The organism is Streptomyces sp. TLI_105 (assembly GCF_900105415.1).
Lineage (GTDB): Bacteria > Actinomycetota > Actinomycetes > Streptomycetales > Streptomycetaceae > Streptomyces.
Genome location: NZ_FNSM01000001.1, coordinates 2,198,677 through 2,219,283, shown reverse-complemented (window position 1 = coordinate 2,219,283; position 20,607 = coordinate 2,198,677). Strand labels below are relative to the sequence as shown.

Sequence of the window (20,607 nt, the reverse complement as noted above, 5' to 3'; positions counted from 1 at the left end):
GCGGGCCCGGGAATCTTCCGGCGCCCGCAGGCGTTGTGACCGGCACAGACACAATCTCCTCATCGACGTAAGGATCCAATGACCTCCTCTTCTTCCCCTTCCCAGGACGAGCAGAGCTTCGCGGAGACGAGCCGTACCGAGAGCCTTCGGGCCGATGCCCTGATGGAAGAGGACGTCGCCTGGAGCCACGAGATCGACGGAGAGCGGGACGGCGACCAGTTCGACCGCTCCGAGCGCGCGGCGCTGCGCCGTGTCGCGGGCCTCTCCACCGAGCTCGAGGACGTCACCGAGGTCGAGTACCGCCAGCTGCGCCTCGAGCGCGTCGTGCTGGTCGGTGTCTGGACCTCCGGGACGGTGCAGGACGCGGAGAACTCCCTCGCGGAGCTCGCGGCCCTCGCCGAGACGGCTGGCGCCCTCGTGCTCGACGGCGTGATCCAGCGCCGCGACAAGCCGGACCCGGCCACCTTCATCGGCTCGGGCAAGGCGCGCGAGCTGCGCGACATCGTGCTCGAGACCGGCGCCGACACCGTCGTCTGCGACGGCGAGCTCAGCCCCGGCCAGCTCATCGCCCTCGAAGACGTCGTCAAGGTGAAGGTGGTCGACCGGACCGCCCTCATCCTCGACATCTTCGCCCAGCACGCCAAGTCCCGAGAGGGCAAGGCGCAGGTCGCGCTCGCGCAGATGCAGTACATGCTGCCGCGACTGCGCGGCTGGGGTCAGTCGCTGTCCCGTCAGATGGGTGGCGGCGGCGGTGGCGGCATGGCCACCCGCGGCCCCGGTGAGACCAAGATCGAGACCGACCGGCGCCGCATCCGCGAGAAGATGGCGAAGATGCGCCGGGAGATCGCGGAGATGAAGACCGGCCGCGACATCAAGCGGCAGGAGCGCCGCCGGAACAAGGTGCCGTCGGTCGCCATCGCCGGATACACCAACGCCGGCAAGTCCTCCCTGCTCAACCGCCTCACCGGCGCGGGCGTCCTCGTGGAGAACGCCCTGTTCGCCACCCTCGACCCGACCGTCCGCCGGGCCGAGACGCCCACCGGCCGGGTCTACACCCTGGCCGACACCGTCGGCTTCGTCCGGCACCTGCCGCACCACCTGGTCGAGGCGTTCCGCTCCACCATGGAGGAGGTCGGCGAGTCCGACCTCATCCTGCACGTGGTGGACGGCTCGCACCCCGCCCCGGAGGAGCAGCTGGCCGCCGTGCGCGAGGTCTTCCGCGACGTCGGCGCGGTGAACGTGCCGGAGATCGTCGTCGTCAACAAGGCCGACGCGGCGGACCCGCTGGTCCTCCAGCGCCTGCTGCGGATGGAGAAGCACTCCATCGTGGTCTCGGCCCGTTCGGGCCAGGGCATCGACGAGCTGCTCGCGCTCATCGACCGGGAGCTGCCGCGCCCGGAGGTCGAGCTGGAGGTCCTCGTGCCGTACACCCAGGGCGGGCTCGTCTCGCGGGTGCACGCCGAGGGCGAGGTGGAGTCCGAGGAGCACACCCCGGAGGGCACCCTGCTCAAGGCCCGGGTGCACGAGGAACTGGCGGCGCTGCTCGCGCCGTACGTCCCCGCCGCGCACTGACGGAGCACGAAGGCGCCGGCCCCTCCCGCACGGGAGGGGCCGGCGCCTTCTGCTGTCCTGCCGTTTCGGGCGTGTCAGCGGGCGAACTTCTTGCTGACCATCTCGTGGGCGGCCTTGGCGCCGCGACCCAGCTGCGGTCCGGCGAGCCAGCCGTTGCTGCCGGCCGGGCCGATCGAGGTGTTCGACACGAGCGCCGTCTTGCCGTTCGGCAGCACGCGGAACCAGCCGCCGCCCGAGGAACCAGCGGTCATCGTGCAGCCGATCCGGTACATGGTCGGCGTGGCCGGGGCCGTGGTGAGACGCGTCGGCCGGTCGAGGCACTTGTGCATGATCATGCCGTTGTACGGCGGCGCCCCCGGGTAGCCCCAGGCGCCCATCGTGCCGGACTGCGCGGCCGTCGGCGCGGAGAAGTCGACCGGCAGGGCGGCGCCGACGGTCTCCTCCAGGGACTTCGAGCCGAGCTCGGGCTGCACGTGCAGCACGGCGTAGTCGTACGGCCAGGCCTGGTTGGTGCCGCCCGCGTTGATCCACTCGCCCGAGGTCACGGCCCAGTCGGCCCAGAACTGGCCGTACGGGTACACCTCGTGCGGCTGCGCGTTCTGCAGTGCGGCGGGGGACTTGCCCAGGTCGTTGAAGGCCGGGACGAAGGCGATGTTGCGGTACCAGCCACCCTTCTTGCCCGCGTGGACGCAGTGGCCGGCCGTCCAGACCAGGTTGGACTTCCCGGGGCGGCGCGGGTCCTTCACGATGGTGCCGGAGCAGACCATGTGGCCCTCGGGCGCGTCGAAGAAGATCTTGCCGACCGGGGCCGCGTAGTTGTGGTACGGCGTCTTCTCGCGCTGCGCCTTGACCGGGCGGGGCGTCGGGTCGGTGCCACCGGCACCGGCCTGCGCGGTGATCGTCTGGTCCGGGCTCTTCGCCGACTGCATGCGCGGCGGGTCCCAGAGCCCCTCGATCACCGGGTTGACGAAGTCCTCGGCCTCACGGAGCCAGGTGTCCTTGTCCCAGTTCTTCCACTCGCCCTGCTTCCACTTGTCCAGGTCGACGCCGTGCTTCTTGAGCTTGTCGGCGAGGTCCTTGGTGAGGTCGGCGCCGGCGTCGCCCCCGTCGGCGGCGGGTGTGGAGCTGCTCGCCCCGGCGGTCGGCTTGCCGTCGGCCGGGGTCTCGGTGGGTCCGCAGGCCGTGGCGGTCAGCGTGAGCGCGGCGACCAGGCCGAGGGCGGCGGGTAGGAGTCGTACGGAACGCATGAATGTATTCCCCGTTGGTATTGCCATGGACGTGTCATGAGCGGTGCACAGTATGCCGGTCGGACCGGACATGGGGGGAGGCGGGACCCCCGGGGCCCCGCCTCCGCGTCCGCCGCGCCTACTGGCCGGCGTACTTCTTGCTGACCGCGTCGAAGACGGCCTTGGCCTCGGGACCGAAGCGCGGACCCGCGAGCCAACCGGCCGTCGACGGGCCGATCGAGGTGTTCGACACCAGCGCCGGCTTGCCGTCGCCGCCCTTGGCGACCCAACCGCCGCCGGACGAACCACCGGTCATCGTGCAGCCGATCCGGTACATCGTCGGCTGCTCCGCCTTCAGGGACAGCCGGCCCGGCTTGTCCTGGCACTGGAACATCTTCTGGCCGTCGAACGGCGGCGCCGCCGGGTAGCCGGTCGCCGTCATGCCCGCGATCTTCGGCACGGCGGGGGCGTTGAACTCCACCGGGAGCGCCGAACCGACCGTCTCCTCCAGCGACTTGCCCGAGGAGCCCTTCTCCGGCGTCACCTTGATGACCGCGAAGTCGTAGGGAGCGCCGGCACCGCCGGTGGACGCGCCCTCGGCGATCCACTGGTCGGAGGTCTTGACCCAGTCCGCCCACCACACGCCGTACGGGGCGATCTGCTCCCGCGTCGCCTTCTCCAGCGCCGAGGTCTCCATCGCCGAGTCGTTGTACGAGGGCACGAAGGCGATGTTGCGGTACCAGCCGCCCTGCTTGCCCTTGTGCACGCAGTGACCGGCCGTCCAGACCAGGTTGGACTTGCCCGGGTGCGCCGGGTCCTTGACCACCGTGGCCGAGCAGACCATCGAGCCCTCGGGGCCGTCGAAGAAGACCTTGCCGGACTCGGGGGCGTTGTCGTGGTACTTCGCCGTCACGGCCTTCGCCCGCACCGGGGCCGGAGTCGGGTCGGTGACGCCCTTGTCGCCCGAGATGTCCTCCTCCTCGACCGGCTTGTCCGGACGCTCGGCCTCGCGCATCCGGTCCGGGTCCCAGAGGTCCTCGATGATCGGGTTGACGAAGTCCTTGGCCTCACGCAGCCACTTGTCGCGGTCCCAGTTCTTCCACTCGCCGTTGCGCCACTTGTCGAGGTCGATCCCGTGTTCCTTCAGGCGGTCCTTCAGGTCCTCCGGAATCTTGATCTTGTCCGGGTCCAGGCTCACGGGAGCGACGGGCTTGTCTCCCGCGTTCTCCTCGCTCGGACCGCAGGCCGTGACGGTGAGCGTCAGCGCCGCGACGGCGGAAGCCGCCATCAGCAGCGGACGAATCGATCGCATCTGGTGATCCCCCTGGGACTACGTCAACGTGTGCAATGTGTGCGTGGGCGAACAGCGGCCGGGTCCTCGCGGACACGACCGACGGCCCCCACTATGCCGGTGCCGGAGGGGACGGTACGCGCCCCACCGGCGGTTCCGGACCCCGTTCAGCCGTTGCCGTGCCGTGATCCGGGACACGCCAAGTTCCTTCCCCCCGGCCCGTGATCCCCGGCAGTTCCCGTCGTTGGTACGGACGGGGGACACAACGGTGGCGTTCAGGGCGGCCTTTGCGGCGGCTCCGCGACGCCCCGATGTGCAACGCAACTGTTACAGCGGGAGGACACCGAGCCGTGGCCGTGACCGAATCAGCTCCGGCCGTCCCACCGGCCGCGCGCACGCAGAGCCGACCGACGGACCGGCCGACGGACCAAGGGGGCGAGTACGAGGGCATCCTGCGCCGCCAGTCCCAGCGCGAGTCCGCCGCACGCACCTACGCCCGCTCCCTGCCGATCGTCCCCGTGCGGGCCCGGGGGCTGACCATCGAGGGCGCCGACGGACGCCGTTACCTCGACTGCCTGTCCGGCGCCGGGACACTCGCCCTCGGCCACAACCACCCCGTGGTCCTGGAAGCCATCAGGAAGGTCCTCGAATCGGGAGCGCCCCTCCACGTCCTCGACCTCGCCACCCCCGTCAAGGACGCCTTCACCTCCGAACTGTTCGCCACCCTCCCCGGCGCGCTCGCCGACGACGCCCGCATCCAGTTCTGCGGCCCCGCGGGCACGGACGCGGTCGAGGCGGCCCTCAAACTCGTCCGGACCGCCACCGGCCGGAGCGGGCTCCTCGCCTTCACCGGCGCCTACCACGGCATGACGGCCGGAGCCCTCGACGCCTCCGGCGGAGCACCCGAGGTCCGCGTGACCCGGCTGCCCTACCCGCAGCAGTACCGCTGCCCCTTCGGCGTCGGCGGCGAGCGCGGCGCCGAACTCGCCGCCCACTGGACCGAGACCCTCCTCGACGACCCCAAGAGCGGCGTCACCACCCCCGCCGGGATGCTCGTCGAGGCCGTCCAGGGCGAGGGCGGGGTCATCCCCGCCCCCGACGACTGGATGCGCCGGATGCGCCGGATCACCGCCGACCGCTCCATCCCCCTCGTCGTCGACGAGGTCCAGACCGGCGTCGGCCGCACCGGCGCCTTCTGGGCCGTCGAGCACAGCGGCGTCGTGCCCGACGTGATGGTCCTCTCCAAGGCCATCGGCGGCTCCCTCCCGCTCGCGGTCATCGTCTACCGGTCGGAACTCGACGCCTGGGAACCGGGCGCCCACGCCGGCACCTTCCGCGGCAACCAACTCGCCATGGCCGCAGGCGCGGCCACCCTCGCGTACGTCCGCGAGAACAAGCTCGCCGAACGGGCCGGCACCCTCGGCGCCCGGATCCTCGGCCGGCTCCAGGGCCTCGCCTCCGCCCACCCCTGCGTCGGCGACGTCCGCGGCCGGGGCCTGATGATCGGCGTCGAACTCGTCGATCCCGAGGCGGCCGGACCGGACGACTCCGTCCCGCCCCCCGCCCCCACCCTGGCCCTCGCAGTCCAGCAGGAGTGCCTCGCCCGCGGGCTCATCGTCGAACTCGGCGGCCGCCACTCCGCCGTGGTCCGGCTCCTGCCCCCGCTCACCCTCACCGACGAGCAGGCCACCGCCGTCCTGGACCGCTTCGCCGACGCCCTGGCCGCGGCCGAACGGGCCCACACCCCCCACCCGCCCGCCTCCCGCCGGGCCACGGCCCCCCGGAACGCCTCCGGCCCGTCCCACTGACCCGGACCGCCCCGGCCCCCACCCCCAAGGAAGCCCCCGTGAACGCCACCCCCACCTCCCCGGCCCCCGTCACCGACCGCCCCCACCCCACCGCCCCCCACCCGCAACCGCCCCGCCACCCGGAGCCCCCTCGCTCCGAGGCCCTCCGTTCCGAGGCCCTCCACACGGAGACCTTCCGCGGGGCGGCGGCCCCCCACCCGGAGGCCGCTCGCCCCGAGGCACCCCACGCGGCGTCCCTCCCCGGGGAACCCCTCCACTCCGCGGCCCCCCACGTCGAGCGTCGGGGCACCCAGGGGCAGGAGCACGGGCCGGACCCGGTCGGCTGCGACGAGCACACCGTCCCGCGCCAGCACACCGGACCGTACGAGCCCCGGCCCCTTCGCCCGGCCGGTGCCTCCGACCCGCTGGACGACCCCGACCCGCAGCGCGCCGCCGACGCCGCCGCCGTCGAGAACCTCCTCCGCTGCTGGGTCCGGGAGAAGAACCTGCCGGCCCCCGGATCCACCACCCTGCGCGTCCCCCTCGACGCCAGCGGCACCGCCCTCCTCGTCCCCGTCCGCTACTGGTCGCCCACCGGCTGGCACCGCTTCGGCGCCCCCGCCCTCGAAGGGCTCCCGGCCACGGTGCCGGCCGCCGACGCCGTCACGGTGGCCGTCCTGCTCAGCCGGGAGACGGGCCGCTCCGAGGGCACCGATCTCGTCGGCCGCGTCGCCGATTCCGCCCGCCGCACCGCAGACTTCCTCACCGAGCGCCGCCGCAGGCCCGAACCGCACCCGGACGCCGACCTCTTCCTCGCCGCCGAACAGTCCCTGCTGCTCGGCCACCCGCTCCACCCCACCCCCAAGAGCCGCGAAGGACTCTCCGAGGCCGAGGGCCGGCTCTACTCACCCGAACTGCACGGCTCCTTCCCCCTCCACTGGTTCGCCGTCGACCGCACCGTCCTCGCCGCCGACTCCGCCTGGACCGAACAGGGCCGGCCCGTCACCGCCGAGCAGCTCGCCGCCGGACTCGCCGAAGGACTCGCACTCCCCGCCGGCACCACCCCCCTGCCCCTGCACCCCTGGCAGGCCCGTGAACTGCTGCACCGCCCCGACGTCCGCGCCCTCCTGGACGCGGGCCTCCTCCACGACCTGGGCCCCCACGGCACCCCCTGGCACCCCACCTCCTCCGTCCGCACCGTGCACCGCCCCGGCGCCCGGGCCATGCTCAAGCTCTCCCTCGGCCTGCGCATCACCAACTCCCGCCGCGAGAACCTCCGCAAGGAACTCCACCGCGGCGTCGAGGTCCACCGGCTGCTCCGCACCGGTCTCGTCGACGAGTGGCAGGCCGCCCACCCGTGCTTCGACATCGTCCGCGACCCCGCCTGGCTCGCCGTCGACGCCCCGGACGGCACCCCCGTCCCCGGACTCGACGTCATGATCCGCCACAACCCCTTCGGCCCCGGCGACGACGCCGTCTGCATCGCCTCCCTCACGACCCCCCGCCCCTGGCCCGGAGCCACCACCATGCGCTCCCGGCTCGCCGACGTCATCGGACGGCTCTCCGCCCGCACCAGCCGCCCCACGACCGCAGTCGCCGCCGAGTGGTTCCTCCGCTACCTCGACCACGTCGTCCGCCCCGTCCTCTGGCTCGACGGCCACGCCGGCATCGCCCTGGAGGCCCACCAGCAGAACACCCTGGTCCTCCTCGACCCGGACGGCTGGCCGATCGGCGGCCGCTACCGCGACAACCAGGGCTACTACTTCCGCGAGTCCCACCGGGGCGAGCTGGAGAGCCGCCTCCCCGGCATCGGCGCCGACAGCGACACCTTCGTCTCCGACCAGGTCACCGACGAGCGCTTCGCCTACTACCTCGGCATCAACAACGTCCTCGGCCTCATCGGCGCGTTCGGCGCCCAGCACCTCGCCGACGAACGCGTCCTGCTCGCCGCCTTCCGCAGCTTCCTCACCTCCGCCACCAGCCTCGGCTCCCCCCTTCCGCACCGGCTCCTGGAAGCCGCGACCCTGCGCAGCAAGGCCAACCTCCTCACCCGTCTGCACGGCCTGGACGAGCTCGTCGGGCCCGTCGACACCCAGTCCGTCTACGTCACCGTCACCAACCCCCTCCGTACCTGAACCCGCGCCGGCGCCGTCCCACCCCCGCCCCGACCGCGCCGCCGAGAGGAGAGCGACACCGTGTCACCCACCCGCCCACCGGTCGACCCGCCGGGGGACGACACCCTGGACCTCAGGGTCGACGACCTCGTCGCCCTCCTCGACGGCGATCTGCTCGACTCCGTCGCCGCCTGGGGGCCTGCCGACACCCCCGTCGGCTCCTTCCGGCTCGTACCCGTGCGACTCGAACGGGATCTGCCGCTGCTCACCCGATGGATGAACGACCCCGCCGTCGCCGCCTTCTGGGAGCTCGCCGGACCCGACACCGTCACCGCCGAACACGTCCGCGCCCAACTCGAGGGCGACGGCCGGAGCGTCCCCTGCCTGGGCGTCCTCGACGGCACGCCCATGAGCTACTTCGAGATCTACCGTGCCGACCTCGACCCGCTCGCCCGCCACTACCCGGCGCTTCCCCATGACACGGGTGTCCATCTGCTGATCGGAGGCGTCACCGACCGGGGCCGTGGCGTCGGCACCACGCTGCTGCGCGCCGTCGCCGATCTGGTCCTCGACCACCGCCCCCGCTGCACCCGGGTCGTCGCCGAACCCGACATCCGCAACACCCCCTCCGTCTCCGCGTTCCTCAGTGGCGGCTTCCGCTACGCGGCAGAAGTCGACCTTTCCGACAAAACGGCCGCGCTCATGATCCGTGACCGGGCCCTTCGTCACGTTCTGTGAACCGTCCCTTTCTCATATGCACCGCTCGGCCCACAGCGGTGCCCACCCCGAGGAGTCCCCGTGTCGACATCCCCTGCACCTCACGACTCCGCACCATCCACCCCGGCCGTCCCGGCTCCCACGAAGAGCCCCGCCCCGGTGCCCGAACTGCTCGCGCCCCCCGAGCTGAACGCCGCCGCCTGGACGCGGGCGTCCTCCCGTCTCCTCGCCAAGGCCCTCTCCGAGTTCGCCTACGAGGAGATCGTCGAACCCGTGCCCGCCGACGACGGCGAGCCCGACCGCCACGCGCTACGGCTCGACGACGGCACCACACTCACCTTCCGTGCCCGCCGAGGCGCCTACGGCAGCTGGCACGTCACCGCCGGCTCGATCGCCCACGAGGGCCGGCCCCTCACCGATCCCTTCGACTTCCTGGTCCGCGCCCGTCACCTCCTCCGACTCGACGGCGCCACCCTCGGTCATCTGATCCGCGAGCTCTCCGCCACCCTCGCCGCCGACGCCCGCCTCGACCACACGGCCCTCACCGCCGACCGGCTCGCCGAACTGTCCTACGCGGAACTCGAAGGCCATCAGACCGGTCACCCCTGGCTCGTCCTCAACAAGGGACGCATCGGCTTCTCCGCCACCGACGCCGCCCACTGGGCCCCCGAGGCACGCCGCGCGACCCGGCTGCCGTGGATCGCCGTCAGCAACCGCCTCGCCGCCTACCGTGGCGTGGCAGGCCTGGAGACCCCCGACCGCCTCTATGCCCGGGAGCTCGACCCCGAGGTTCACGAAGCCTTCCGGGCCGCCCTGACCGCCCGCGGTCACGAACCCGACGGCTACCTCCTGCTGCCCGTCCACCCCTGGCAGTGGGACGAGGTCCTGCTCCCGCTCTACGCCCCGGCCATCGCCGCCGGGACCGTCGTCCCGCTCCCCGCCGACGGCGACCTCCGGCTGCCGCAGCAGTCCGTCCGTACCTTCCTCAACACCAGCCGCCCCGACCGGCACACCGTCAAGCTGCCCCTGTCGGTGCTCAACACCCTCGTCTGGCGCGGACTGCCCACCGAGCGGACCCTCGCCGCGCCCGCCGTGACCGCCTGGGTCCACGGCCTGCGCGAAGCCGATCCGTTCCTGCGGGACGAGTGCGGAGTGATCCTCCTCGGTGAGGTCGCCTCCGTCACGGTCGAGCACCCCCTGTACGACCGGCTTCCCGAAGTCCCGTACCAGTACAAGGAACTGCTCGGCGCGATCTGGCGCGAGCCGCTCAGGCTGCCCCCGGGCGAGCGGGCCCGCACCCTCGCCTCGCTCCTCCACACCGACCCGGAAGGCCGGGCGTTCGTCGCCGAGCTCGTCGAGCGCTCCGGGCTCGCCCCCGCAGTCTGGCTCCAGCACCTCTTCACCGCTCTGCTCCCCCCGCTGCTGCATTTCCTCTACCGGTACGGCACGGTCTTCTCGCCCCACGGCGAGAACGCCATCGTCGTGTACGACGGCGACGACGTCCCGGTCCGACTGGCGATCAAGGACTTCGTCGACGATGTGAACATCAGTGCCCACCCCCTCCCCGAACACGCCACCCTCCCGGATGATGTCCGTGACGTCCTGTTGACGGAGGAGCCCGGATTCCTGACCCAGTTCATCCATTCGGGGCTCTTCGTCGGCGTCTTCCGCTACCTGGCTCCCCTCTGCGAGGAACAACTCGGCGTGCCCGAGGAGGACTTCTGGGGCCTCGTCCGAGCCGAGATCCTGCGGTACCAGGCGCGCTTCCCCGAGCTGAAGGAACGGTTCGAGCTCTTCGACCTCCTGACCCCGCGGATCGAGCGGCTCTGCCTCAACCGCAACCGTCTGCACCTGGACGGCTACCGGGACCGGCCCGACCGCCCGCACGCGGCCGTCCACGGAACCGTCCCCAACCCACTCGCGTGACCTGGCTGTCAGTCCCGCCCCGTAGGGTGGCAGGGCTATGACGAAGCCATCCCTCCCCGACCTCCTCCACGCCGCCGTCTCCGCCGTCGGCGGCACGGAGCGGCCCGGCCAGGTCACCATGGCCGAGGCCGTGGCCGAGGCCATCGACGACAACTCCCACCTCCTCGTCCAGGCCGGCACCGGCACGGGCAAGTCGCTCGGCTACCTAGTGCCGGCGCTGGCCCAGGGCGAGCGGGTGGTGGTGGCCACGGCCACCCTGGCGCTCCAGCGCCAGCTCGTCGAGCGCGATCTTCCCCGGACGGTCGAGGCGCTGCACCCGCAGCTTCGCCGCCGGCCGCAGTTCGCCATGCTCAAGGGCCGGTCGAACTACCTCTGCCTGCACCGGCTCCACGAGGGTGTCCCGCAGGACGAGGAGGACGGCCTCTTCGACCCCTTCGAGGCGGCCGCGCCCAGCAGCAAGCTGGGCCAGGACCTGCTGCGGCTGCGGGACTGGTCGGACGAGACGGAGACCGGCGACCGGGACGACCTGACGCCCGGCGTCTCCGACAAGGCCTGGGCCCAGGTCTCGGTCTCCTCCCGGGAGTGCCTCGGCGCGAGCAAGTGCGCGTACGGGCCGGAGTGCTTCGCCGAGGCGGCCCGCGAGCGCGCCAAGCTCGCGGACGTCGTCGTCACCAACCACGCCCTGCTCGCCATCGACGCCATCGAGGGCGCCCCGGTGCTCCCGCAGCACGAGGTGCTGATCGTCGACGAGGCCCATGAGCTGGTGTCCCGGGTCACGGGTGTCGCCACCGGCGAGCTCACCCCGGGCCAGGTCAACCGTGCCGTGCGCCGGGCCGCGAAGCTCGTGGACGAGAAGACGGCCGACCAGCTGCAGACCGCCGCGGAGGGCTTCGAGCGGGTCATGGAGCTGGCGCTGCCGGGTCGCCTGGAGGAGATCCCGGAGGACCTGGCGTACGCGTTGATGGCGCTGCGGGACGCGGCCCGTGCCGTGATCACGGCACTGGGCAACACCCGGGACCGGGCCGTGCAGGACGAGGACGCGGTCCGCAAGCAGGCCATGGCCTCGGTGGAGACCGTGCACGGCGTGGCGGAGCGGATCACCCAGGGTTCCGAGTACGACGTCGTCTGGTACGAGCGTCACGACCGGTTCGGGGCCTCGCTGCGGGTCGCGCCGCTGACGGTCTCCGGCCTGCTGCGGGAGAAGCTGTTCACGGAGCGGTCCGTGGTGCTCGCCTCGGCCACGCTCAAGCTCGGCGGCGACTTCAACGGGGTCGGGGCGTCGCTCGGCCTGGCTCCCGAGGGCACCACGGGCGACGACCTGCCGGTCTGGAAGGGCATCGACGTCGGCTCCCCGTTCGACTATCCGAAGCAGGGCATCCTGTACGTCGCCAAGCACCTCTCGCGCCCCGCGCGCGACGGGGAGCGGGGTGACATGCTCGACGAGCTCACCGAGCTGATGCAGGCGGCCGGCGGGCGGACCCTCGGTCTCTTCTCCTCCATGCGTGCCGCGCAGCAGGCGGCGGAGGAGCTGCGGAGCCGGGTGCCGGAGCTGCCGATCCTGCTCCAGGGCGAGGACACGCTGGGCGAGCTGATCAAGAACTTCGCGGCCGACCCGAAGACCTGTCTCTTCGGCACGCTCTCGCTCTGGCAGGGCGTGGACGTCCCGGGGCCCAGCTGTCAGCTGGTCGTCATGGACAAGATCCCGTTCCCGCGCCCCGACGATCCGTTGATGAGCGCCCGGCAGAAGGCCGTCGAGGAGGCCGGCGGGAACGGCTTCATGGCGGTCGCGGCGACCCATGCGGCCCTGCTGATGGCCCAGGGCGCCGGTCGGCTGGTGCGGGCCACCGGCGACCGGGGCGTCGTGGCGGTCCTCGATCCCCGGCTGGCCACCGCTCGCTACGGCAGCTATCTGAAGGCCTCGCTGCCCGATTTCTGGTACACGACGGACCGCAACCAGGTCCGGAAGTCGCTCGCGGCCATCGACGCCGCCTCGAAGACGGCGGGCTAGGGAGTCAGGACACGGCAGGGCCCCGGGACCGGCGCAGTGGGTCCCGGGGCCCGGTCAGAGCCGGCGGGGAGTGTCACACCCGCCGCAGCACCGCCACGACCTTGCCGAGGATGGTGGCCTCGTCGCCGGGGATGGGCTGGTACGCCGCGTTGTGCGGGAGCAGCCAGACGTGGCCGTCCTCGCGCTTGAAGCGCTTGACGGTGGCCTCGCCGTCGAGCATCGCGGCGACGATGTCGCCGTTCTCCGCGACGGGCTGACGGCGGACGGTGACCCAGTCGCCGTCGCAGATGGCGGCCTCGATCATCGAGTCGCCGACGACCTTCAGGACGAACAGCTCGCCGTCGCCGACCAGTTGGCGGGGGAGGGGGAAGACGTCCTCGACGGACTCCTCGGCCAGGATGGGGCCACCGGCCGCGATGCGGCCGACCAGCGGGACGTACGACGCGGCCGGCTTGCCGGTGGTGTCCGTCGGCTGGGTGCTCGGCTGGTCGGAGCCGCGGACCTCGTAGGCACGGGGCCGGTGGGGGTCGCGACGGAGGAAGCCCTTGCGCTCCAGCGCCATGAGCTGGTGTGCCACCGAGGAGGTGCTGGAGAGGCCGACCGCCTGCCCGATCTCCCGCATCGACGGCGGGTAGCCGCGCCGCTGGACCGAGTCACGGATGACTTCGATGACCCTGCGCTGCCGGTCGGTGAGTCCGGAGCTGTCGGCGCGGATGCCTGGAGGTCGCCCGGGGAGGGCGCGGGCGGGGCGCCCTGGCTCCTCGCCGCTCATGTTCACATCATTCATGGCGTGCATCGGCTCGAGTCGGCCCTGGGAGCGGTCCTGGGCGGTGATGGTGGCACTGTCTGCGGTGGTGGTCACGTCGTCGGCCCCTCTCGAATGGTCTCCCTGCCTGGCACAACGGTAGTGGCTTTCGAAAGGTTGCGCCAAACACACGTTCGAGTGAAAATTCGCAGATTGCCTTACGCGCGTATGTGCGGAGGTGTATGGGTGCGCCGGCGCCGCCGCCCCAAATCGGTCGTTACGGTAGCCTTCGCCGCTGGGTCGTGGCGAGCGGTGGGCCCTCCCAGTGTCGCATCCGGAGGCGTGGATCCCCGGGAGCGCCCGCGTCGCGACACGCGGAGGGGTGGAAGTGCCCCTAACCCAAGATCTAGTGGTTGGATGGCATCGACCGCCCAGGGGTAGTGGTCCCCGGTCTGCCGGGGGTGCCCGCATCACCTATGCTGGTGGTCGCTTCGCGGGGCCTTGACGGGCCGGGCGAGGCTCGTCAGTCGTGCCATGAGGAGGGTCGAAACCTATGCACTGCCCCTTCTGCAGGCACCCCGACAGCCGCGTCGTCGACAGTCGCACCACCGACGACGGGACGTCGATCCGACGCCGTCGCCAGTGCCCCGACTGCTCCCGTCGTTTCACGACGGTGGAGACGTGCTCGCTCATGGTGGTGAAGCGTTCCGGCGTCACCGAGCCCTTCAGTCGCACCAAGGTCATCTCCGGTGTGCGCAAGGCGTGCCAGGGGCGACCGGTCACCGAGGACGCCCTCGCCAAGCTCGGCCAGCGGGTCGAGGAGGCGGTGCGCGCCACCGGGAGCGCCGAGCTGACCACCCACGACGTGGGTCTGGCCATCCTCGGCCCCTTGCAGGAGCTCGACCTCGTCGCCTACCTGCGCTTCGCGTCCGTGTACAAGGCTTTCGACAGCCTCGAAGACTTCGAGGCCGCCATCGCGGAACTCCGCGTGCGGCCTCCCGCTGAGAACCGCGGGACCGGTGCGACCCCAGAGGTCCCCGTTCCCGCCACCGCCGCCGACTGACCGGCGGTCCGGGCCGCTCGGCGGCCCGGCGACCGGCCGCCGAGCGGCCCGGCAGACGTGCCCCGGGCGACCCGTCGTGGTCCCCGTGGCAGCAGTACAGAACGACGTACAGAAGACGGTGCCCTGGGACTATCTGGGTGCCAAAGTGTGTTTTGCCCGTATATGGGAGGCGGCATGACAGAGACGGCGAGCGGCCCGGCACGCGGTTCCCGCACCAAGGGAACCAAGTCGGCGAGCAAGGGCCTGCGCATCGAGCGCATCCACACCACCCCCGGCGTGCATCCGTACGACGAGGTGACGTGGGAGCGCCGGGACGTCGTCATGACCAACTGGCGCGACGGCTCGATCAACTTCGAGCAGCGCGGCGTCGAGTTCCCCGACTTCTGGTCGGTGAACGCGGTCAACATCGTCACCAGCAAGTACTTCCGCGGTGCGGTCGGCACCCCGCAGCGCGAGACCGGTCTCAAGCAGCTCATCGACCGGATCGTGAAGACGTACACGAAGGCCGGCGAGGACTACGGCTACTTCGCCTCGCCCGCCGACGCCGAGATCTTCGAGCACGAGCTGGCCTACGCCCTCCTGCACCAGATCTTCAGCTTCAACTCGCCGGTCTGGTTCAACGTCGGCACGCCCCAGCCCCAGCAGGTCTCCGCCTGCTTCATCCTGTCCGTCGACGACTCCATGGAGTCCATCCTCGACTGGTACAAGGAAGAGGGCATGATCTTCAAGGGCGGCTCCGGCGCCGGCCTGAACCTCTCCCGCATCCGCTCCTCCAAGGAGCTGCTCTCCTCCGGCGGCAACGCCTCCGGCCCGGTCTCCTTCATGCGCGGCGCCGACGCCTCCGCGGGAACGATCAAGTCGGGCGGCGCCACCCGTCGCGCGGCCAAGATGGTCATCCTCGACGTCGACCACCCCGACATCGAGGACTTCATCGAGACCAAGGTCAAGGAGGAGGAGAAGATCCGCGCCCTCCGCGACGCGGGCTTCGACATGGACCTGGGCGGCGACGACATCACGTCCGTCCAGTACCAGAACGCCAACAACTCCGTCCGCGTGAACGACGAGTTCATGAAGGCCGTCGAGTCCGGCGGGAAGTTCGGCCTGCGCGCCCGCATGACCGGCGAGGTCATCGAGGAGGTCGAAGCCAAGGCGCTCTTCCGCAAGATGGCCGAGGCCGCGTGGGCCTGCGCCGACCCGGGCATCCAGTACGACGACACGATCAACCACTGGCACACCTGCCCCGAGTCCGGCCGCATCAACGGCTCGAACCCGTGCAGCGAGTACATGCACCTGGACAACACGTCCTGCAACCTCGCCTCGCTGAACCTGATGAAGTTCCTCAAGGACGACGGCAAGGGCAACCAGTCCTTCGAGGTCGAGCGCTTCGCCAAGGTCGTCGAGCTCGTCATCACCGCGATGGACATCTCCATCTGCTTCGCCGACTTCCCCACCCAGAAGATCGGCGAGAACACCCGCGCCTACCGCCAGCTCGGCATCGGCTACGCCAACCTCGGCGCCCTGCTGATGGCCACCGGCCACGCGTACGACTCCGACGGCGGCCGCGCCCTCGCCGGTGCCATCACCTCCCTGATGACCGGCACCTCGTACAAGCGCTCCGCCGAACTCGCCGCGGTCGTCGGCCCGTACGACGGCTACGCCCTCAACGCCGAGCCGCACCAGCGCGTCATGCGGCAGCACGCCGACGAGAACACCAAGGCCGTCCGCATGGACGACCTGGACTCGCCGATCTGGGCCGCCGCCACGGAGGCCTGGCAGGACGTCATCCGCCTCGGTGCCAAGAACGGCTTCCGCAACGCCCAGGCCTCGGTCATCGCCCCCACCGGCACCATCGGTCTGGCGATGTCCTGCGACACCACCGGCCTCGAGCCCGACCTCGCCCTGGTCAAGTTCAAGAAGCTCGTCGGCGGCGGCTCGATGCAGATCGTCAACGGCACCGTCCCGCAGGCCCTGCGCCGCCTGGGCTACCAGGAGGAGCAGATCGAGGCGATCGTCGCCCACATCGCCGAGCACGGCAATGTGATCGACGCCCCCGGCCTGAAGACCGAGCACTACGAGGTCTTCGACTGCGCCATGGGCGAGCGCTCCATCTCCGCGATGGGCCACGTCCGCATGATGGCCGCCATCCAGCCGTGGATCTCGGGCGCCCTCTCCAAGACCGTGAACCTGCCGGAGACGGCCACGGTCGAGGACGTCGAGGAGGTCTACTTCGAGGCCTGGAAGATGGGCGTCAAGGCGCTCGCGATCTACCGCGACAACTGCAAGGTCGGCCAGCCGCTCTCCGCCAAGAAGAAGGAGGACGAGAAGGCCCAGGTCACCGCGAAGTCCGAGGCGACGATCCGCGAGGCCGTCGAGAAGGTCGTCGAGTACCGCCCGGTCCGCAAGCGCCTCCCGAAGGGCCGCCCGGGGATCACCACCTCCTTCACCGTCGGTGGCGCCGAGGGCTACATGACCGCCAACTCCTACCCGGACGACGGTCTCGGCGAGGTCTTCCTGAAGATGTCCAAGCAGGGCTCCACCCTCGCCGGCATGATGGACGCCTTCTCCATCGCCGTCTCCGTCGGCCTGCAGTACGGCGTCCCGCTCGAGACCTACGTCTCGAAGTTCACCAACATGCGCTTCGAGCCGGCCGGCATGACGGACGACCCGGACGTGCGGATGGCGCAGTCGATCGTCGACTACATCTTCCGTCGCCTGGCGCTGGACTTCCTGCCCTTCGAGACCCGCTCCGCCCTCGGCATCCACTCGGCCGAGGAGCGTCAGCGCCACCTGGACACCGGCTCGTACGAGCAGCCCGATGACGAGGACGTCGACGTCGAGGCCCTCGCCCAGTCCGCGCCCCGCGCCCAGGAGCTGAAGGCCGTCGCCGCCCCGGCCCCGGTGGTCAAGGCCGAGGTCCCGGCCCCGAAGCAGGCGCACACCTCGGCGGAGCTCGTCGAGATGCAGCTCGGCATCAGCGCCGACGCCCCGCTCTGCTTCTCCTGCGGCACGAAGATGCAGCGCGCCGGCTCCTGCTACATCTGCGAGGGCTGCGGCTCGACCAGCGGCTGCAGCTGACCCCGCCCCGGTGCGCTGAGGGGCGGAAGCCGCTGAGCGCACCGGATCGCCCGTGAGGGGGCGCCGACCACCGGTCGGCGCCCTTTTCGCACGTGCCGAGGGGAGTCCGGTGCGCCCTTTCGCGTGTGCCGAAGGGAGTTCGGTGTCCCTTTTCGTGTGCCGCCGGGTGTCAGGACACCGCGGAGCCCAGGAGCGTGCCGAAGGTCTGCGGGTCGGCGTCGAAGCCGCGGGTGATCGAGTGGTACGACCAGCCGTTCGCCTCGTCACGGGTGAATTCCACGACCGTCGCCGAACGGGCCCCGGGGACGTCCGCGAAGTCATGGGTCAGCAGGTCGGTGTAGCCCTCGCGTACCCGTATGCCCGTGTTCGCTATGTCGCCGAAGGTCAGCCGCCCGCCGCCCTGTTGTATGGCCACGCCCACCACCACGCGCGCGTACCGCGCGTCCAGCCGGTCCAGCTCCAGGGTCATGGCCTCGTCGTAGCCGAATCCCTGGCCCGTACGGCTGTCGCGGTGGAGCGTGATCGTGCCGTCCGGGGAGCGACTGCCGAAGTGCACCAGATGGACCGGCGCGCCGTGCGGGTCGCCCGCGGCGAAGACCCCGGCGACGAGATCCAGGTCATGGGCCGGCGCGCCGGCCGGGGCGGGGTCCCACTTGAGCGTGACCTCGACGCGTCCCACCCCTTTGTTGAGTCCGCTCATGGTGCTTCCCCTCTCCGCGTGCGTCCCCGCGCACGCCTCGCCTCGTACCGTCGACCCGCTCAAAAGCCCTTGGTCATGGGCCGATTCCTCATGGTGTCATGTGCCTACGACAGAGGACCCGGCGCTTGAGGGGGAGAGCGGTTTGTGGAGCGGTGACGAGCTGGATCTCGACGCATATCTGGCTCGAATCGGATACGACATCGAGCGGGACGGGGAACTCGCCCCGGATCCGAGGACCTTGGCGGCCCTTCACCGGGCGCATGTCGCGGCCGTTCCGTTCGAGAACCTCGACGTCGCCCTCGGGCGGCCGGTTCCCCTGGACCTGAAGAGCCTCCAGGGCAAACTCGTCGAGCGGCGCCGGGGAGGCTACTGCTACGAGCAGAACTCCCTCTTCGCGGCGGCCCTCGAACGGATCGGCTTCCAGGTGGCCGGCCGCGGCGCGCGCAACCGCTCGAGGGGCGCGACGCTGCCGCCGGTCACCCACGCGGTCCTCGCGGTCACGGTCGAAGGCGAACAGTGGCTCGCCGACGTCGGGTTCGGCTGGCAGGGACTGCTGGAGCCCGTGCCGCTGCGGGACGGCGCACGCGTGGAGCAGGGCGGCTGGACGTTCGGCGTCCACGTCGAGGACGAGGGCATCCACGTGCTGCGCTCGCTGCGGCCGGAGGGCTGGAAGGACCTGTACGCGTTCTCGCCCCAGGCGTACCACCCCGGTGACTTCACCGTCCTGAACCACTACAGCTCCAGCCATCCGCAGTCGCGCTTCCTCGGCCAGGTCGTGGCCCAGCGGCCGGGCGCGGACGCCGGCAGATCCCTGCTGCGCGCGACGCTCTCGATCCTGCGCCCGGACGGATCGGCCGAGGAGCGGATCGTGACCGCCGACGAGTTGGCCGCGACCCTGGAGGTCGAATTCGGCATCGAACTGGACGCCGAGGAGCGCGCGGGTCTGGAGCGACTGCACGCGGAGGGAGCCTGACGGGGTCTGCCGGGGTGCTCTCCGGCCCCGTACGATGGCGCGGTGCTGGTCAAGTGGATTCGCTGCACCGTGGTGGACCGTCGAGGGTTCGAGCGGGGGCAGCGGAAATGGGCGGGGCTGCTCGGTGAGCCGGGATTCCGGGGACAGGGCGGCGGGTGGAGCCGGGGTCGCCCGGACGTCGCCCACATCTTCGCGTTCTGGGAGAGCCGGGCCTTCTACGACTCGTTCATGGCGCGGTCGCACGATCGTCTCGCGGCCGCGCAAGTGGGTACGTTCAAGGACATCCAGGTCAAGCTCTTCGACCACCGCTTCGACGTGAAGACCGGCTTCGAGCCGCGGTTCGCCGATGCCGACGTGGCGCGGGTGGCGCACTGCCGGGTCCACGAGGACCGTGCCGAGCACTTCGCGCTCATGCAGGAGAAGGTGTGGAATCCGGCCATGGCAGGGTCTCCCGGCATGCTGCGGGGCCTGTTCGGCGAAGCGCCCGGCAGCGAGTTCCTGGTGCTCTCGATGTGGCAGTCCGCCGCCGAGCACGGAAAGTACCGGGTCGAACGCGTGGAGCGGCTCGGACTGCGGGCCCGTACCGCGGCCGACGTGGCGGCGCTGAACGGAGACGTGGTGCAGCTCGAATCCTCCTGGACGGTCTGACCCGCCGACGCCGCCCCGGGGCACCTCCCTCGGATGGACTCCGGGCGAGGCCTCGGCTGAGCCCGCCGGAGAGCGGCGATCTAGGGTCGGGGTATGGCACGACCGCGGCGCATCGTTCTCGTACGGCACGGAGAGTCCGAGGGCAATGTCGATGACACGGTGTACGAACGCGAGCCCGATCATGCCCTGAGGCTGACCGAGACCGGCCGGCGCCAGGCCGAGGAGACGGGGGAGCGGCTGCGGGAGCTCTTCGGCGAGGAACCGGTCAGCGTCTACGTCTCGCCGTACCGCCGCACCCATGAGACCCTCCGGGCCTTCCGGCTCCCCGCCAAGCAGGTCCGGGTGCGGGAGGAGCCCAGGCTCCGGGAGCAGGACTGGGGCAACTGGCAGGAACGCGAGGACGTGCGCCTGCAGAAGGCCTACCGGGACGCGTACGGCCACTTCTTCTACCGCTTCGCCCAGGGCGAGTCCGGCGCCGACGTCTACGACCGCGTCGGCGCCTTCCTGGAGAGCCTGTACCGCAGTTTCGAGGCGCCCGACCATCCGCCCAACGTCCTGCTCGTCACCCACGGGCTGACCATGCGGCTGTTCTGCATGCGCTGGTTCCACTGGACGGTCGCGGACTTCGAGTCGCTGTCGAATCCCGGCAACGCCGAGACCCGCACGCTCCTGCTCGGAGAGGACGGCCGGTACCGTCTGGACAGGCCGTTCGAACGCTGGCGCACCCCGGAACCGTACGGCCCCACCGGATAGAGTGGCAGA

At 71.3% G+C, this 20,607-nt stretch carries 15 protein-coding genes; 11 read left to right on the top strand and 4 right to left on the bottom strand.

All coding sequences use genetic code 11. The features are described from left to right. Positions 1 to 78 precede the first annotated feature (78 nt). Complete coding sequence (gene hflX / locus BLW86_RS10025; protein ID WP_093873711.1) at positions 79 to 1,572, top strand: GTPase HflX; 1,494 nt, start codon at positions 79 to 81, stop codon at positions 1,570 to 1,572. A 74-nt stretch (positions 1,573 to 1,646) separates the two neighbouring features. Here the strand turns inward: hflX and BLW86_RS10020 are convergent, their stop codons facing one another. Beyond that, a complete protein-coding gene (locus BLW86_RS10020) occupies positions 1,647 to 2,819 on the bottom strand; it encodes a trypsin-like serine peptidase (protein WP_093873710.1) in 1,173 nt (390 codons plus the stop codon). Between the two features lie 118 nt (positions 2,820 to 2,937). Continuing rightward, a complete protein-coding gene (locus tag BLW86_RS10015) occupies positions 2,938 to 4,110 on the bottom strand; it encodes a trypsin-like serine peptidase (RefSeq protein WP_093873709.1) in 1,173 nt (390 codons plus the stop codon). Between the two features lie 329 nt (positions 4,111 to 4,439). Between BLW86_RS10015 and BLW86_RS10010 the strand changes: the two genes are divergently transcribed. From BLW86_RS10010 to BLW86_RS09990, 5 genes are read left to right on the top strand one after another with little or no spacing between them, the layout of a single operon-like run. Further along, positions 4,440 to 5,897, top strand: coding sequence for a diaminobutyrate--2-oxoglutarate transaminase family protein (locus BLW86_RS10010; RefSeq protein ID WP_093873708.1), 1,458 nt, complete (start codon positions 4,440 to 4,442; stop codon positions 5,895 to 5,897). A gap of 38 nt (positions 5,898 to 5,935) precedes the next feature. After that, positions 5,936 to 8,011, top strand: a complete 2,076-nt coding sequence (locus BLW86_RS10005; RefSeq protein ID WP_093873707.1) for an IucA/IucC family protein — start codon at positions 5,936 to 5,938, stop codon at positions 8,009 to 8,011. A 60-nt stretch (positions 8,012 to 8,071) separates the two neighbouring features. Beyond that, positions 8,072 to 8,728 carry a GNAT family N-acetyltransferase gene (locus BLW86_RS10000; protein ID WP_093873706.1) on the top strand — a complete coding sequence of 219 codons (657 nt, stop codon included), beginning with the start codon at positions 8,072 to 8,074 and terminating at the stop codon, positions 8,726 to 8,728. Positions 8,729 to 8,788: 60 nt separating this feature from the next. Continuing rightward, a complete protein-coding gene (locus BLW86_RS09995; RefSeq protein WP_371129466.1) occupies positions 8,789 to 10,633 on the top strand; it encodes an IucA/IucC family protein in 1,845 nt (614 codons plus the stop codon). 37 nt (positions 10,634 to 10,670) lie between these two features. After that, positions 10,671 to 12,641, top strand: coding sequence for an ATP-dependent DNA helicase (locus BLW86_RS09990; RefSeq protein WP_093873704.1), 1,971 nt, complete (start codon positions 10,671 to 10,673; stop codon positions 12,639 to 12,641). A 73-nt stretch (positions 12,642 to 12,714) separates the two neighbouring features. On the opposite strand, the gene lexA is transcribed toward BLW86_RS09990, so the two are convergent. Beyond that, positions 12,715 to 13,503 (bottom strand): transcriptional repressor LexA, encoded by a 789-nt coding sequence (lexA, locus tag BLW86_RS09985; RefSeq protein WP_093873703.1) that lies wholly within the window; start codon positions 13,501 to 13,503, stop codon positions 12,715 to 12,717. A 436-nt stretch (positions 13,504 to 13,939) separates the two neighbouring features. Here lexA and nrdR point away from each other — a divergent pair, with 436 nt between their 5' ends. Continuing rightward, entirely contained in the window at positions 13,940 to 14,449 is a 510-nt protein-coding gene (gene nrdR / locus BLW86_RS09980; protein ID WP_030325324.1) for a transcriptional regulator NrdR, read from the top strand. A 174-nt stretch (positions 14,450 to 14,623) separates the two neighbouring features. Next, a complete protein-coding gene (locus tag BLW86_RS09975; protein WP_093873702.1) occupies positions 14,624 to 17,524 on the top strand; it encodes a vitamin B12-dependent ribonucleotide reductase in 2,901 nt (966 codons plus the stop codon). Between the two features lie 169 nt (positions 17,525 to 17,693). On the opposite strand, the gene BLW86_RS09970 is transcribed toward BLW86_RS09975, so the two are convergent. After that, positions 17,694 to 18,224: a TerD family protein gene (locus BLW86_RS09970; RefSeq protein ID WP_093873701.1), complete on the bottom strand. Its 531-nt coding sequence runs from the start codon at positions 18,222 to 18,224 to the stop codon at positions 17,694 to 17,696. Between the two features lie 142 nt (positions 18,225 to 18,366). On the opposite strand from BLW86_RS09970, the gene BLW86_RS09965 reads away from it, so the two are divergent. From BLW86_RS09965 to BLW86_RS09955, 3 genes are all read left to right on the top strand, one after another. Then, the gene (locus BLW86_RS09965) at positions 18,367 to 19,197 is read left to right on the top strand and encodes an arylamine N-acetyltransferase family protein (RefSeq protein WP_256341275.1); all 831 of its coding nucleotides are present in this window, start codon (positions 18,367 to 18,369) and stop codon (positions 19,195 to 19,197) included. Positions 19,198 to 19,239: 42 nt separating this feature from the next. Further along, positions 19,240 to 19,845, top strand: a complete 606-nt coding sequence (locus tag BLW86_RS09960; protein WP_093873699.1) for a YdbC family protein — start codon at positions 19,240 to 19,242, stop codon at positions 19,843 to 19,845. Between the two features lie 93 nt (positions 19,846 to 19,938). Next, positions 19,939 to 20,598 (top strand): histidine phosphatase family protein, encoded by a 660-nt coding sequence (locus BLW86_RS09955; RefSeq protein WP_030687282.1) that lies wholly within the window; start codon positions 19,939 to 19,941, stop codon positions 20,596 to 20,598. Positions 20,599 to 20,607 lie beyond the last annotated feature (9 nt).

What these genes read in the sequence shown, in the direction of transcription:
- BLW86_RS10015 (WP_093873709.1), bottom strand. Translation starts at nt 4,110, where the DNA reads ATGCGATCGATTCGTCCGCTGCTGATGGCGGCTTCCGCCGTCGCGGCG.
- BLW86_RS10020 (WP_093873710.1), bottom strand. Translation starts at nt 2,819, where the DNA reads ATGCGTTCCGTACGACTCCTACCCGCCGCCCTCGGCCTGGTCGCCGCG.
- BLW86_RS09955 (WP_030687282.1), top strand. Translation starts at nt 19,939, where the DNA reads ATGGCACGACCGCGGCGCATCGTTCTCGTACGGCACGGAGAGTCCGAG.
- BLW86_RS09975 (WP_093873702.1), top strand. Translation starts at nt 14,624, where the DNA reads ATGACAGAGACGGCGAGCGGCCCGGCACGCGGTTCCCGCACCAAGGGA.
- BLW86_RS09970 (WP_093873701.1), bottom strand. Translation starts at nt 18,224, where the DNA reads ATGAGCGGACTCAACAAAGGGGTGGGACGCGTCGAGGTCACGCTCAAG.
- BLW86_RS09990 (WP_093873704.1), top strand. Translation starts at nt 10,671, where the DNA reads ATGACGAAGCCATCCCTCCCCGACCTCCTCCACGCCGCCGTCTCCGCC.
- hflX (WP_093873711.1), top strand. Translation starts at nt 79, where the DNA reads ATGACCTCCTCTTCTTCCCCTTCCCAGGACGAGCAGAGCTTCGCGGAG.
- nrdR (WP_030325324.1), top strand. Translation starts at nt 13,940, where the DNA reads ATGCACTGCCCCTTCTGCAGGCACCCCGACAGCCGCGTCGTCGACAGT.